17 protein-coding genes are annotated in these 14,422 nt (G+C 64.7%); 14 read left to right on the top strand and 3 right to left on the bottom strand.

What is annotated here, in order from left to right; translation table 11 throughout:
• The first annotated feature begins 21 nt into the window (after positions 1-21).
• The 5 genes from dgcN to RB2654_RS22960 all read left to right on the top strand — a co-directional run bounded on the left by dgcN (position 22) and on the right by RB2654_RS22960 (position 5,072).
• Positions 22-1,026 carry an N-acetyltransferase DgcN gene (dgcN, locus tag RB2654_RS15815; protein WP_008333686.1) on the top strand — a complete coding sequence of 335 codons (1,005 nt, stop codon included), beginning with the start codon at positions 22-24 and terminating at the stop codon, positions 1,024-1,026.
• Between the two features lie 83 nt (positions 1,027-1,109).
• Entirely contained in the window at positions 1,110-2,075 is a 966-nt protein-coding gene (dgcA, locus tag RB2654_RS15810; protein WP_008333669.1) for an N-acetyl-D-Glu racemase DgcA, read from the top strand.
• Between the two features lie 9 nt (positions 2,076-2,084).
• Positions 2,085-2,945 carry a D-amino-acid transaminase gene (locus RB2654_RS15805; protein ID WP_008333667.1) on the top strand — a complete coding sequence of 287 codons (861 nt, stop codon included), beginning with the start codon at positions 2,085-2,087 and terminating at the stop codon, positions 2,943-2,945.
• 81 nt (positions 2,946-3,026) lie between these two features.
• A complete protein-coding gene (locus tag RB2654_RS24035; RefSeq protein ID WP_008333664.1) occupies positions 3,027-4,472 on the top strand; it encodes an OmpA family protein in 1,446 nt (481 codons plus the stop codon).
• A 9-nt stretch (positions 4,473-4,481) separates the two neighbouring features.
• Positions 4,482-5,072 carry a helix-hairpin-helix domain-containing protein gene (locus RB2654_RS22960; protein WP_008333662.1) on the top strand — a complete coding sequence of 197 codons (591 nt, stop codon included), beginning with the start codon at positions 4,482-4,484 and terminating at the stop codon, positions 5,070-5,072.
• Between the two features lie 66 nt (positions 5,073-5,138).
• Here RB2654_RS22960 and RB2654_RS15790 read toward each other — a convergent pair whose 3' ends face one another.
• The 3 genes from RB2654_RS15790 to RB2654_RS15780 form a co-directional block, all read right to left on the bottom strand.
• Positions 5,139-5,933, bottom strand: a complete 795-nt coding sequence (locus tag RB2654_RS15790; protein ID WP_040885102.1) for a DODA-type extradiol aromatic ring-opening family dioxygenase — start codon at positions 5,931-5,933, stop codon at positions 5,139-5,141.
• Positions 5,934-6,022: 89 nt separating this feature from the next.
• Positions 6,023-6,337, bottom strand: coding sequence for a DUF1244 domain-containing protein (locus RB2654_RS15785; protein WP_040885100.1), 315 nt, complete (start codon positions 6,335-6,337; stop codon positions 6,023-6,025).
• Positions 6,338-6,355: 18 nt separating this feature from the next.
• Positions 6,356-7,096, bottom strand: a complete 741-nt coding sequence (locus RB2654_RS15780; protein WP_008333658.1) for an N-formylglutamate amidohydrolase — start codon at positions 7,094-7,096, stop codon at positions 6,356-6,358.
• 153 nt (positions 7,097-7,249) lie between these two features.
• On the opposite strand from RB2654_RS15780, the gene pyk reads away from it, so the two are divergent.
• The 9 genes from pyk to pheT all read left to right on the top strand — a co-directional run bounded on the left by pyk (position 7,250) and on the right by pheT (position 14,418).
• Complete coding sequence (gene pyk, locus RB2654_RS15775) at positions 7,250-8,695, top strand: pyruvate kinase (protein ID WP_008333657.1); 1,446 nt, start codon at positions 7,250-7,252, stop codon at positions 8,693-8,695.
• Positions 8,696-8,734: 39 nt separating this feature from the next.
• Positions 8,735-8,959: a hypothetical protein gene (locus RB2654_RS15770; RefSeq protein ID WP_040885099.1), complete on the top strand. Its 225-nt coding sequence runs from the start codon at positions 8,735-8,737 to the stop codon at positions 8,957-8,959.
• A 109-nt stretch (positions 8,960-9,068) separates the two neighbouring features.
• Complete coding sequence (gene rpmI / locus RB2654_RS15765; RefSeq protein ID WP_008333655.1) at positions 9,069-9,269, top strand: 50S ribosomal protein L35; 201 nt, start codon at positions 9,069-9,071, stop codon at positions 9,267-9,269.
• Positions 9,270-9,283: 14 nt separating this feature from the next.
• Positions 9,284-9,646: a 50S ribosomal protein L20 gene (gene rplT, locus RB2654_RS15760; protein WP_008333654.1), complete on the top strand. Its 363-nt coding sequence runs from the start codon at positions 9,284-9,286 to the stop codon at positions 9,644-9,646.
• Between the two features lie 161 nt (positions 9,647-9,807).
• The gene (gene pheS / locus RB2654_RS15755; RefSeq protein WP_008333653.1) at positions 9,808-10,881 is read left to right on the top strand and encodes a phenylalanine--tRNA ligase subunit alpha; all 1,074 of its coding nucleotides are present in this window, start codon (positions 9,808-9,810) and stop codon (positions 10,879-10,881) included.
• Entirely contained in the window at positions 10,878-11,228 is a 351-nt protein-coding gene (locus RB2654_RS15750; protein WP_008333652.1) for a DUF2513 domain-containing protein, read from the top strand. The genes pheS and RB2654_RS15750 overlap by 4 nt, the downstream gene beginning before the upstream one ends.
• 53 nt (positions 11,229-11,281) lie before the next feature.
• The gene (locus RB2654_RS15745; protein WP_008333651.1) at positions 11,282-11,563 is read left to right on the top strand and encodes a YrhK family protein; all 282 of its coding nucleotides are present in this window, start codon (positions 11,282-11,284) and stop codon (positions 11,561-11,563) included.
• Positions 11,564-11,565: 2 nt separating this feature from the next.
• Positions 11,566-11,988: an ASCH domain-containing protein gene (locus RB2654_RS15740; RefSeq protein WP_008333650.1), complete on the top strand. Its 423-nt coding sequence runs from the start codon at positions 11,566-11,568 to the stop codon at positions 11,986-11,988.
• Positions 11,989-12,012: 24 nt separating this feature from the next.
• Complete coding sequence (gene pheT / locus RB2654_RS15735) at positions 12,013-14,418, top strand: phenylalanine--tRNA ligase subunit beta (RefSeq protein ID WP_040885766.1); 2,406 nt, start codon at positions 12,013-12,015, stop codon at positions 14,416-14,418.
• Positions 14,419-14,422: the final 4 nt, after the last annotated feature.

The raw sequence follows: 14,422 nt of genomic DNA, 5'->3' as shown, positions 1-14,422 counted from the left end.
ACACTCGTGAGTTAGTGACACATGATCCAGACACCATATCTTCTATTCCTCGGCGATGCGCCCGACCCCCTTGCCGCGAAAGTGGCGCAGGGCATCAAGGACTGGCGCCCCGAGAACGCCGTCGGTCAATTCCGCATGGACGGATGCAAGGCCGACATGAAACTGCCCGACATGACACTTGCCGAAGCCAAGGAAGCTGGCGCCAAGACACTCGTCATCGGCGTCGCGAACCGGGGTGGCGTCATCAGTCAGGCTTGGAAAAAGGTCCTGATCGCCGCGCTCGAAGAAGGCTTCGATCTGGCGAGCGGGCTTCACAACCTGCTGCGCGATGAGGAAGACCTCGTGGCCGTGGCGAAGGCGACCGGGCAGACCCTGCACGACGTGCGCGTTCCGTCGGTCAAATACCCCATCGCGAACGGCGAGAAGCGCAGTGGCAAACGCTGCCTCGCCGTCGGAACGGATTGCTCGGTCGGCAAGATGTACACCGCCATGGCGATGGACGCCGAGATGCGCGAGCGCGGCATGAAATCGACCTTCCGCGCCACGGGCCAGACGGGCATCCTCATCACCGGCGACGGCGTGCCGCTCGACGCCGTGATCGCGGATTTCATGGCCGGGTCGATCGAATGGCTGACGCCCGACAACGATGACGACCACTGGGACCTGATCGAAGGTCAGGGGTCGTTGTTCCACGTCAGTTACTCCGGCGTGACCATGGCGCTGATTCACGGGGGACAACCCGATGCGCTGATCCTGTGCCATGAGCCGACGCGCGATCACATGCGCGGCCTGCCCGGCTATCAGCCCCCGTCGCTGGAAACCCTGCGCGACACCGCCCTGCCGCTGGCCCGCGTGGGCAACCCGGCCTGCGAGGTCGTCGGCATCTCGGTCAACACGCAGCACATGGGCGAGGACGAGGCCAAGGCATACCTTGCCGAGGTAGAAGAGCGTCTGGGCCTGCCTGCGACCGACCCCTACCGCTTCGGATCGGCCAAGCTGGTGGATGCGCTGGCGGCGATGGGGTAGTTTCCGGGGCTGAAGCCCCGGACCAAGGCGGGGGCGCTGCCCCCGCACCCCCGAGGTTTCCGGAAACAGAGAAGGAGGACGCGATGCGCCTGTCGGTGACGTCCGAAAGTTTCCCACTGGCCGAGGTGTTCACCATCTCGCGCGGCTCCAAGACGGCGGCCGAGGTCGTGACGGTGCGCGTGTCGGATGGCCGCGCCGAGGGCTGGGGCGAATGCGTGCCCTATGCGCGCTACAATGAGACCATCGCGAGCGTCAGCGCCGAGGTCGAGGGGTTGCCGGAGGATTTCGACCGCAGAGTGTTGCAGTCGCTTCTGCCTGCCGGGGCCGCCCGCAACGCCGTGGACTGCGCGTTGTGGGATCTGGAGGCCAAGCGCGCTGGCAAGCGGGTGTGGGACTTGGCGGGCCTGCCCAGGCCGGGACCGGAGATCACCGCCTATACCTTGTCGCTGGGCGAGCCGGACGCGATGGAAGCGGCAGCGCGCAAGCACGCGCATCGGCCGCTCCTGAAAATCAAGCTCGGCACTGCCGACGACATGGCGCGACTCGAAGCCGTGCGGCGCGGCGCACCCAAGTCGCGGATCATCGTGGATGCGAACGAGGGCTGGAGCACCGAGGTCTATTCCGATCTTGCGCCCCACATGGTGCGCCTTGGCGTCGCGCTGGTGGAACAGCCCCTCCCCGCGGGCGAGGACGACATGCTGGCCGAGATCGCGCGCCCCCTGCCCGTCTGCGCCGACGAGTCCTGCCACGACAGTTCGACGCTGGCCGCGCTCAAGGGAAAATACGACGTCATCAACATCAAGCTCGACAAGACCGGCGGGCTGACCGAGGCGCTGCGCCTGCGCGAGGCCGCTCTCGCCGATGGCTACCGGATCATGGTCGGATGCATGGTCGGCACCTCGCTCGCCATGGCCCCCGCGACGGTCGTGGCGCAGGGCGCGATGGTGACGGACCTTGACGGCCCGCTGCTTCTCGCCCAAGACCGCGACGAACCGTTGAAATTCGACGAGGCCGGTGTGCACCCGCCCACCCCCGGCCTCTGGGGTTAGGAGACAGCCATGAGCCGCATCGTTTACGTGAACGGGGACTACGTGCCGGAAGATGAGGCCAAGGTTTCGATCTTCGACCGTGGGTTCCTGATGGCCGATGGCGTCTACGAGGTGACGAGCGTTCTGGGCGGCAAGCTGATCGACTTCGACGGCCACGCCAAGCGGCTGGAGCGGTCGTTGACCGAACTCGATATGGCCATGCCGATGAGTGCCGACGATCTGCTCGCCATTCACCGCGAACTGGTCGCCAAGAACGGTATCGACGAAGGGATGATCTACTTGCAGGTCACGCGCGGCGCGCCGGGCGACCGCGACTTCGCCTTTCCGCCCGAAGACACGCCGCTGACCGTCGTGCTGTTCACTCATAACAAGCCGGGGCTGGCGGACAGCCCGGTGGCCAAACAGGGCATCAAGGTGATCTCGATCGAAGACATCCGCTGGGGCCGCCGCGACATCAAGACGGTGCAGCTTTTGTACCCGTCGATGGGCAAGATGATGGCGAAGAAGGCGGGCGTGGATGATGCCTGGATGGTCGAAGACGGCGCGGTGACCGAAGGCACGTCGAACAACGCCTATATCGTCAAGAACGGCACGATCATCACGCGGCAGTTGTCCACGGACATCCTGCACGGGATCACCCGCGCCGCCGTGCTGCGCTTTGCCGCCGAAGCGCAGATGAAGGTCGAAGAACGGCCCTTCACCATCGAAGAAGCGCAGAACGCGGACGAGGCGTTCATCACCTCGGCTTCGACCTTCGTCATGCCCGTGGTGGAAGTGGACGGCGCGACCGTGGGCACCGGCAGACCCGGCCCCGTGGCCGCCCGCCTGCGCGAAATCTACCTTGAAGAAAGCCGCAACGCCGCGATCTGACCCTGTTTTTCCTTGAACCATTGGGCCGCATGCGGCCTTGTGGTGCCACACCGGGGGAAAACACCCGAACGGGGGAATGAAATGCGGATATTGCTGGGTCTGGTCCTGTTCGTGGCCGGTATCGCCGGGTTGGCATGGTGGGGCAGCAGCCATCAGGCACGGACCATCGAAGACGAGGTCGAAGTCGCCGCGAAAGGTGTCGTCACGGGTGCGATACACCCGATGCGGGTCGAGGTGTCGGGCCGCGACATCACGCTGACCGGAACGGCCGACACCGAGGACGAGTTGATCGACATCGTCGCCTCGCTCGACGCGGTCGAAGGGCGGCGTGTGGTGCGCTCGGACGATGTCGATGTCCTACCCGTGGCCGACCCCTATGAAACCGCCCTGGCCAAGGGGATCGACGGGTCGCTCTCCCTGACCGGCTCGGCGCCCAGCGCGGCGCAGGCCGAAGTCGCGGCTGGACATGGCGCGACAGGTGCGATGGACCTGCCCCTCGCCTCAGGAGCGCCCGAAGGCTGGACCGAGATCGTGGGCGCGGGCGTCGACGCGCTGGGGCCGCTGGACGAGGGCAGTTTCGCGCTGACCGGCATGACCGCGATCCTGTCGGGCACCGCCGCCACCCCGCGCGAGGCGAAGGCCGCCACCACCGCGTTGAACGCCCTGCCCGAAGGGATCGACCGGGTCGTCTCGGTCGACGTGCTCGACACCGGCGTCGTGTCGTTCGAACTGATCTACGACGCAGGCGAAGGTCTTTCGGCCTTTGGAACCGTGCCCGAAAACTTCGATGCGCCCGCAATGGCCGAGGCGCTCGGTTTCACCGATATCGCGGGCGACACCACCACCACCTTCGGCATGGATGCCGCGCTTCCCGAAAGGCTGTCCGACCTTCCCGGCCTTCTGCCCGACCTTGAACGTCTGTCGTTGCGCGACGAAGGGGGCCAGATCATCGCGACCGGCGTCGCCTCGCCGGGTCTTGACCCCGGCTATGTCACGTCGGAGCTTCGCGCCACCCTTGGGGACGACGCCAGAATAGAGATCACCGCCGGCGACGCGCCGGACGACTGGGTGACGCGCACCAACCGTGCGACCGGGGCGGATCAGGTGGCCTCGGCAGGATACTGGCTTCCGGTCTACGACTTCGAGATTTCCAAGCAGGCCTGCAACGATGCCGCGGCGCAGGTGCAGGCGGGGCGTCAGATCCAGTTCGTCACGGGATCGGCCGAGCTCGACACCGCGTCCATGAGCATCATCAACGACATGGCGGGGCTGCTCCTGCATTGCACCGACAAGATCGGAATGCGGGTCACGATTGGCGGGCACACCGACAGCCAGGGCGACGACAACGAAAATTACCGGCTGTCGGTCGCGCGGGCGAATGCCGTGCGCGATGCCCTTGTCGCGCGTGGCGTGCCCGCTGGACGAATGCAGGCGCTGGGGTTCGGCGAGACCGAGCCGATCGCCGACAACGATACGGAAGAAGGGCGCGCGGCCAATCGGCGCACGACCTTCGAATGGCCCAAGTAGGAGGGGCGAATGTTCGAGAACTGGGGTTTTCTCATCACCGAAATGGTCGTGCTCTTGGTGCTCGCCGCCATTCTGGGCCTGATCGTCGGATGGATCGTGTGGGGTCGCCGCAAGGCGCCGACTGCGGCGGTCGGCGAGGTCGAGGTTTTGCGTGCCGAACTCGCCACCTGCCGCGAGGCGGGCACCGATCAGGCCGCCGAGATCGCGCGCTTGCAAGACAAGGTCGCGTCGCTCGAGCGGAGTGAGTCCGGCACCAGCGGTCCGACCGTCGTGCCCACCCGCGAACCGGACCAGCCGCAGGCACCGATTGCCGCCGTCAAGCCAGCGACCATCGACGGGCCGCGCGAAGGCGGGGCGGACGACCTGAAGCAGATCAAGGGCATCGGGCCGAAGCTCGAAACGCTGGTGAACAAGCTCGGCTTTTATCATTTCGACCAGATCGCCGCGTGGACACCGGCGGAAGTGTCATGGGTCGACGACAACCTCGAAGGGTTCAAGGGCCGCGTGACCCGCGACGGCTGGGTCGAACAGGCTCGCGTTCTGGCCGACGGTGGCGCCACGGCTTTTTCCAAAAAGGTGAAAGACGGCGACGTCTACTGAACCCACCTGCTTCAAGAAAAACGCCCGGTCATCGGCCGGGCGTTTTCGTCTTAATCAAAGGATCGGTCAGTCGAAACGCCAACTCGACGCCGTGACACCGCCAAAGATCCCGTCTTCGTGGTAGACGCGCGTGGCCGTCCCGTCCTCGGCCGCACCCAGCGCGGAGAAGAGCGGCACAAGGTGATCTTCCTGCGCATGACAGATCCGGGCGTAGGGCGCATCTTCCCAGTGGATCAACGCCTCGGTCCGCTTTTCGGGCGCTTGCCCCAACGCGTCCGCCAGCCAATCGTCGAAGGCCTTGGACGGCACCTCGGCCTGCGGGCCGAACCGGCGCAGGTTGTGATAGCTCAGGCCCGATCCGACGATCAGCACCCCCTCGTCACGCAACGGGGCGAGCGCCCGGCCGATCCTGAAATGCGCTTCGGGGTCGTATCCCTTCAGCATCGAGACCTGAAACACCGGCACCTTGGCTTCGGGATACATGATATAGGCCGGAACGAATGTGCCGTGGTCGAACCCTTGCGTGTCGTCGAGCACGGCGTCGATCCCCGCCTCATCCAGCAGAGACTTGACCTTCTCTGCGATCTCCGGCGCACCGGGCGCGGGGTAGACCACGTCATATGTGTGCGGCGGAAACCCGAAATAGTCGTATTCCATGCCGGGTTTGTCAGAGTGCATGACGCGCACTTCGCCCGCTTCCCAGTGGCCCGAGATCATCAGAACCGCTTTCGGCGTTTCCGGCAGCTCGTCCGGCATGGCGGCGAGGCTTTTCTCAAGCACCGCGAAGTTGCGGCGCATGTCTTCGATCCACGGCCAGGGGCCGCCGCCGTGTGAGATGAAATAGGTGGGCATACGTGCCATGGCGATAACTCCGATCGTTTCGACCTAGATAAGCCCACCCGATTGCGCACAGAACCCGTGATGTTCTCACAGTTTCTGTGCAAAAAGGATCAGGACTTGTCGGTGACGTTCTCTTTGAAAGCCTTCTCGAAGGCGGCCTGCTTGTCCGGCCCCGCCTCGGTCTGGTTCCCGGCCTTCCAGTCGTCATAGGGCATTCCGTAGAAAATCTCGCGCCCCTCGTCTTTCGACATGTCGATCCCGCGTTCGTTCGCGGCTTCCTGATACCAGCGCGACAGGCAGTTGCGGCAGAACCCGGCAAGGTTCATCAGGTCGATGTTCTGCACATCCGGCCGATCCTCCATCAGGTGCTGGCGCAGGCGGCGGAACGCGGCGGCTTCAAGTTCGATACGGGTCTGGTCGTCCATTCGGTCCTCCATCATGTCTCAAAGATCGGCCTTCGCCCGCACCTCTTCAAGGATCGGGGCAAGGCGCGCGGCCCAGTCGTATTGCTGCTGGTCGGTCCCGATCAGGTCGTTGCGCACTTCGATCAGCACATTCGCACGGCCATGAAGGGTCGCGTGCCGGTCCACGCTGTCACCGTCCAGATGGCCGCCATAGGGCTCGTTCGCGCCGACGACGAGATCGGTTTCCCGGTGCAATCGCTCGATCAGAGGGGCCGAAAAGCGTTCGTCCGCGGCATAGAGCACGCCGATGTGCCACGGGCGCGGATCGCGGCCGCGAAGCTGGCGCGTGAAGGAATGGATCGCGACATAGATCGTATCGTCCTGCCGCGCGGCCAGCCGCGCGACCTCCTGATGATACGGGCGGTAGCACAAGTTGAGCCGACGCTCTTTCTCGGCCTGCCCCGCGTGACGATTGGCCGGGATGATCGAGCCGTCATAAAGCTTCATCAGAAGCGTCGGGTCGTCCTCGCCCCGGTTCGGGTCGATCACAAGGCGGGAAAAATTCGAGCAGATGCAGGGGCTGTCCAGAAGTTCCGCCAGCGCAAGGCTCACCCCCGCCGCGCCGGGATCATACGCGATATGGCGTGCCATGTCTTCGGGCGGCAGGCCAAGGTCGCCGCCCGCCACCTCCGCGGGCACGGTGTTCGTCGCGTGGTCGCAGGTGACGAGCCAGCGGCCGGGCCGGTCCTCGCCGAAGGTGTGAAACGGGTGATACGTCATGCGCCTGTCGTGATTTTCGCCAAACCTGCGTAGCGGAGACGCAGGCAAAGCAAAAGGCCCGCTTTTTGCCCGCGATTTCAGCAGTTGCCGTTGCGATAGGCAAAGGCACCGGATACAGACGATGCGACTGTTACCGCAAACAGACGAGGCACAATGACACGCTCCCGCAATACCAAGATCGTCGCGACGCTCGGACCCGCATCCTCCACCCGCGAGATGATCCGCGCCCTGTCCGACGCGGGGGCGGACGTCTTCCGCCTCAATATGTCCCACGGCTCGCATGACGAGCACCGCGCCCGCCATGCCGCGATCCGCGAGGTCGAGAAGGAAACCGGACGGCCGATCGCGATTCTCGCCGACCTCCAAGGGCCGAAACTGCGCTGCGGCACATTCATCGCGGAAGCCGCGGATATCGAAGAGGGCGACATGTTCCGCTTCGACCTCGATCCCGCGCCGGGCAACAACCATCGCGTCTGCCTGCCCCACAAGGAGATTTTTCAGGCGTTGGAAGTCGGATCGACCCTGCTGGTCAACGACGGCAAAATGCGCCTGAAGGTCAAGGAATGCGGCGACGACTTCGCCAATTGCGAGGTCATCGTGGGCGGCACGATTTCGGACCGCAAGGGCGTGAACGTGCCGGACGTCGTGCTCCCCCTCGCCGCGCTGTCGCCCAAGGACAAGGAAGACCTCGAATTCGCCTGCCAGTTGGGCGTCGACTGGCTTGCCCTGTCCTTCGTGCAGCGCGCCGCCGACGTGGAAGAGGCCCGCGCCCTAGCGCAGGGTCGCGCCGCGGTTCTGTCGAAGATCGAAAAACCCTCCGCCGTGCGTGATTTCGACGCCATCCTCGACGCCTCGGACGGAATCATGGTCGCCCGTGGCGATCTGGGTGTGGAACTGCCCGTCCAGAACGTGCCGCCGATTCAGAAGCGCCTCGTCCATGCCTGCCGCCGCGCCGCGAAGCCTGTGATCGTCGCGACGCAGATGATGGAATCGATGATCGAAAGCCCGGTGCCGACCCGCGCCGAGGTGTCGGATGTCGCCAACGCCATCTACGAAGGGGCCGATGCGATCATGCTTTCGGCGGAATCCGCCGCCGGGAATTACCCCCGCGAAGCGGTGGCGACGATGAACAACGTGGCCGTCGAGGTGGAGAGCGACCCGACCTATCGCGACGTGATCGACCGCTCGCGCACCGTGGAACGCACGACCATCGCCGACGGGATCGTTTCGGCGGCCCGCGAGATCGCCGAAGCGACCGAGATCAAGGTCATCGCCTGTTTCACGCAATCCGGGACCACGGCGCTGCTGGTCGCGCGCGAGCGGCCGCATGTGCCGATCATCGCGCTCACCCCGCTGACCGGAACGGCGCGTCGCCTGTGCCTGTCGTGGGGCGTTCAAAGCTTCATGACCGGGCGGATCGACCGGTTCAAGATGGCGGTCGTCGCGGCGGCCCGCGCGGCGCGCACCTCGGGCATCGCGACCGAGGACGACCAGATCGTCGTGACCGCCGGCGTGCCGTTCAACGTGCCCGGCACCACCAACATCCTGCGCGTCGCCCCCTGCGCCGAAAGATTGATTTTCGCCACCGACCCTGAATAACTGGGACCATGACCCCAGTTTTTCACGGCCCTGCGCGCCATGCCCTTTGACCTATACATGGTGATCGGCGTCATCATCCTCGCCCTCGCCATTCCGTCCGCCATGGGCGCGTGGATCGACCGCCGCCCGCCGCGCGTCTCGGCCCTGCTGATCGTTGCGGGCGGGGGCCTGATCGGATATGCGATCACGCAGAAACCGGGCGGCTACAGCCTTGCCGACGTGCCCGAGGCCTTCGTCAACGTGATCGGCCACTATTTCTTCTGATCCCCCTTGCCAGATGGGGCCAACCCCCGTATACGCCGCATTTCCAAGCGCGGCCGGCTCGAGAGGCATGCCGAGTCGCGTGTCACGTCAAAGATATACGGAGACGCAAATGCCCAAGATGAAGACCAAATCGAGCTGCAAAAAGCGGTTCAAGGTGTCTGCCACCGGCAAGGTGATCAGCGGTCAGGCCGGCAAACGCCACGGCATGATCAAACGCCACAAGAAATTCATCCGCGACGCACGCGGGACAACTGTCATGTCGGCTCCTGACGCGAAAATCGTCAAGTCGATGATGCCCTACGACCGCTAAGAGGAGGCACGACCATGTCCCGAGTCAAAGGTGGAACCACGACCCACGCCCGCCACAAGAAGGTGCTCGACGCCGCGAAAGGCTACTACGGCCGCCGCTCGACCAACTTCAAGACCGCCACGCAGGCCGTCGACAAGGCGAACCAGTACGCCACGCGCGACCGCAAGAACCGCAAGCGGAACTTCCGTTCGCTGTGGATCCAGCGCATCAACGCCGCCGTGCGCGCGCATGACGAGGCGCTGACCTACTCGAAATTCATCAACGGCCTCGCCACCGCCGGGATCGAAGTGGACCGCAAGGTTCTGGCCGATCTCGCCGTGAACGAACCCGACGCGTTCGGTGCCATCGTCGATAAGGCGAAGGCCGCGCTCGCGTAAGACCCCTCACCGGGTTGAAATTCAGGAAGCCGCGGACCTCGCAGGGGTCTGCGGCTTCTTTCGTTTCATGGCATGCGACGTCGCCCGCCGGGCGGAGGAGCGGCTTGCAAACACTCCCTCCTGTGCTAGCAGAAGGGCGACCGAAACCAAGGGGGTCCGGGATGGACGATCTGAGGCAGAAATATCTGGAACTGGTGGCCGGGGCCGCCGACGAGGCCACGCTCGAAGACATCCGGCTTCAGGCCGTAGGTAAGAAGGGCGAAGTGGCGCTGGCCATGCGTGAGCTTGGCAAGATGACGCCCGAAGAGCGTCAGGTGCAGGGGCCGAAGCTGAACGCCCTGAAGGACGAGATCAACTCGGCCCTCGCCGCCAAGAAATCGGCCCTCGCAGATGCGGCGCTGGACGAGCGTCTGCGCGGCGAATGGCTCGACGTGACCCTGCCCGCCCGTGACCGGCGCGTCGGCACGATCCACCCGGTCAGTCAGGTGACCGAGGAAGTGACGACGATCTTCGCTGACATGGGCTTCGCCGTGGCCGAGGGTCCGCAGATCGAGGACGATTTCCACAACTTCGACGCGCTCAACATCCCGCCGCACCACCCGGCGCGGCAGGAGCATGACACCTTCTTCATGCACCGTGCCGAGGGCGACAATCGCCCGCCGCACGTACTGCGCACCCACACCAGCCCCGTCCAGATCCGCGCGATGCAGAAGCAGGGCGCGCCGATCCGCGTGATCGCGCCGGGCCGCGTCTATCGTTCGGACTACGACCAGACCCACACGCCGATGTTCCATCAGGTCGAAGGCCTCGCCATCGACCGCGACATCTCGATGGCCAACCTCAAGTGGACGCTGGAGGAATTCTGCCGCGCCTATTTCGAGGTGGACGAGGTGGAACTGCGCTTCCGCGCCTCGCACTTCCCGTTCACCGAGCCGTCGGCGGAAGTCGATCTGCGCTGCTCGTGGGAGGGCGGCCAGCTCAAGGTCGGTCAGGGCGACGACTGGATGGAAATCCTCGGGAGCGGCATGGTCCACCCCAAGGTGCTCGAGGCCGCAGGCGTCGACCCGACCCAATGGCAGGGCTTCGCCTTCGGCATGGGCATCGACCGGATCGCCATGCTGAAATACGGCATCCCCGACCTGCGCGCCTTCTTCGACAGCGACCTGCGCTGGCTGCGCCACTACGGCTTCGCAGCACTGGACATGCCGACGATGCGGGGGGGCTTGTCGCGGTGAAACGGGACGACGAACTCATTCGAAGCCTGCTCTTCGAATTTGAAGCCGCTGAAGACTGGTTGTTGGTTGAACCTTCGTTTCTTGGGGCGTCGAGAGCAGATCGGACCCGCATCGGCCATATCAATCTCCTGTGCGATGCAGGTTTCATGACGCAAGTTGGAAACGGCACTTTCCGACTGACCAATAGTGGCTACGACTATCTCGAAGCGGTTCGCTCAGACACCGTTTGGAACAAAACGAAGGAGGGTGCCTCGAAACTTGGCGGTGCGACCCTCGGTATGATGTTTGATTTGGCAAAGGCTTACATCAAACAAGAAGCTGCGGAAAAGCTCGGGATCAACCTGTGACTAATGTTCCCTTCTAGAAAACATTTCCAAGCGATTTGAACAGGAGACGGCACATGCCCCTCTTCCGACACGAAAACCGACAGCAGTCCGAGGCCGCCCGCGACCTCTATGCGAAGTATGAGATCGCCTACACGGTCGTCGACTTCATCGCCGCCGCCTGTTTCGTGGTGGGTTCGTTCCTGTTCTTCTCGGACGCAACGCAATACGCCGCAACGTGGCTTTTCGTGATCGGCTCGTTCTGCTTCGCGGCCAAACCGACCATCCGCCTTGTCCGCGAAATCAAGCTCTACCGTATGGGCAAATATGAAACGCTGGCCGAACGGGCCGAGGGGTGACCATGACCGACGACATGGAAGACCTGAACCAGACCTATCCCGGTGCGGGCAACTTCACCTTCGGGGATAGCGAGGCGCTGTGTAACGACCTGCTCGCTCTCGTGCGGGCGGGCGAAAAGACCGCGACCTGCGAGCGGCTGTCGGAGTTCGAAGCCGACCCAGCCGCGCGCCCCAAGGTGGGCCGCTGCGACATCGCGATGAACTGGGACGGCACCCCCGCCCTCGTCATCCGCACGGTGCGGGTGGACGAGGTGGCGTTCAAGGACGTGACCGAGGAGATGGCGCTGGCCGAGGGCGAGAACGACGACCTCGCAGGCTGGCGGCGGGACCACGAGGCCTATTTCACCCGCAACGGCGGGTTCGACGAGAACATGATGCTGCTCTTCGAGCACTTCGAACTGGTAGAGGACTTGGCAGACCGCTGAGCGGTGCCGAACGAGGACAAGACGATGAAATTCACACTCTCCTGGCTGAAAGACCACCTCGACACCACCGCCTCGGTGGACGAAATCGCGGAAACCCTGACCGACCTCGGGCTCGAGATCGAAGAGGTCATCAACCCCGCCGACCGGCTGGGCGTCTTCACGCTCGCCAAGGTCAAGCACGCCGAGCAGCACCCGGATGCCGACCGGTTGCGGGTCTGCACCGTGGAGACCGACGAGGGCGACAAGCAGATCGTCTGCGGTGCGCCGAACGCGCGGGCGGGGATCACGGTCGTGCTCGCCAAACCCGGCGATTACGTGCCGGGGATCGACGTGACGCTGTCCGTCGGCAAGATCCGCGGTGTCGAGAGCCACGGGATGATGGCATCGGAGCGTGAACTGGAGCTGTCGGACGAACACGACGGGATCATCGAACTGCCGTCCGGTGAGGTCGGGCAGAAGTTCGTCGACTGGCTGGCCGAGAACGATCCTTCCAAGGTCGACCCGGTGTTCGACATCGCGATCACGCCCAATCGCCCCGATGCGCTTGGTGTGCGCGGCGTGGCGCGCGATCTGGCGGCACGTGGTCTTGGCACACTGAAACCCGCGCCGGAAGCGAACGTGAAAGGCACCTTCAAGAGCCCGATCAACGTCACCATCGACGGCGATACCCAAGGCGACGATGGCTGCTACATCTTCCAAGGCCGCCTGATTAAAGGCGTGAAGAACGGCCCCTCGCCCGCGTGGCTGCAAAAGCGGCTAAAGGCCATCGGTCTGCGTCCAATTTCGGCGCTGGTCGATGTGACGAACTTCTTCACCTACGACCAGAACCGCCCGCTCCACGTTTTCGACGCGGACAAGGTTCAGGGCGACCTACGCATCCACAAGACCACCGGCGGCGAGCAACTACTGGCGCTCGACGAAAAGACCTACACGTTCGAGCCGGGGATGGTGGTCATTTCCGATGACCGGGGCGTCGAAAGCGTGGCCGGCATCATGGGCGGCGAGGAATCGGGCTGCACCGAAGACACCGTGAACGTCTTCCTCGAAGCCGCCGTGTGGGAGCCGATCCAGATCGCGCGCACGGGCCGCGCGCTCAAGATCAATTCCGACGCCCGCTACCGCAACGAACGCGGCATCGACCCGGCGTTCAACCCGTTGGCGATCGAACTGGCGACGCAGATGATCCTCGATCTCTGCGGCGGCGAGGCGTCCGAGGTCGTGACGGCAGGCGAAGTGCCGAACACCGACCGCGCCTACAAGCTCGACACCGACCGCTGTTCGTCGCTCGTCGGCATGGACATCCCGGCGGAAACGCAGCGCGCCTCGCTCGAGGCTTTGGGCTTCGTCATGGAGGGCGACATGGCCCACGTGCCGTCGTGGCGGCCCGACGTGCTGGGCGAGGCCGATCTGGTCGAAGAGGTCGCCCGCATCGCCTCGCTCACGAAACTGGTCGGCAAACCGATGTCGCGCGCCTCGACCGGCGTGCCGAAACCCGTTCTGACCCCGATGCAAGTGCGCGAGAACACCGGGCGGCGCACCGCGGCGGCGCTCGGCTACAACGAATGCGTGACCTACAGCTTCATCGACGCGGCCAGCGCCGCGCTGTTCGCGGGTGGCGAGGATGCGACCAAGCTTGACAACCCGATCTCGTCCGAGATGAGCCACATGCGCCCCGACCTGCTGCCGGGCCTGCTTCAGGCCGCCGCCCGCAATCAGGCCCGCGGGTTCATGGACCTCGCCCTGTTCGAGGTCGGTGCGATCTGGCATGGCGGCGAACCGGAGGAGCAGCGTCTGGCGATCTCCGGCATTCTCGTCGGGGCGACGGGGCCGAAGGACGTGCATGGTGCGGCGCGCGGGTTCGATATCTATGACGCCAAAGCCGACGCCGAGGCGATCCTCGCCGCGATGGGCGCGCCCGCGAAGGTGCAGATCCTGCGCGGCGCCGAAGGCTGGTGGCATCCGGGTCGGCACGGCAAGATCTGTCTGGGCCCGAAAAAGGTGCTCGGCGTCTTCGGCGAGTTGCACCCCAAGGTGCTGGCCGAGATGGACGTGAAAGGGCCGGCGGTCGCCTTCACCCTTTATCCCGAGGAAATCCCGCTGCCGCGCAAATCGAACGCGACCCGGCCCGCGCTGACGATCTCGGATCTTCAGCCGGTCGAACGTGACTTCGCCTTCGTGGTCGATGCGGATGTCGAAGCGCTGACGCTGGTCAACGCCGCTGCGGGTGCAGACAAAGCGTTGATCGAGGACGTGCGCGTGTTCGATCAGTTCACCGGCGGCAAGCTGGGTGAGGCCGGGCAGAAATCCATCGCGATCACCGTGCGGATGCAACCGACCGACGCCACGTTGACCGAGAAGGAGATCGAGGCGGTGGCCGCCAAGATCGTGGAAAAGGTGGGCAAAGCCACCGGCGGCACGCTGCGCGGCTGACCGC

The sequence above is a fragment of the Maritimibacter alkaliphilus HTCC2654 genome (genome assembly GCF_000152805.1).
GTDB classification, from domain to species: domain Bacteria; phylum Pseudomonadota; class Alphaproteobacteria; order Rhodobacterales; family Rhodobacteraceae; genus Maritimibacter; species Maritimibacter alkaliphilus.
The sequence above is the reverse complement of the archived record's forward strand: the minus strand, read 5'-3'. Positions and strand labels throughout refer to the sequence as shown.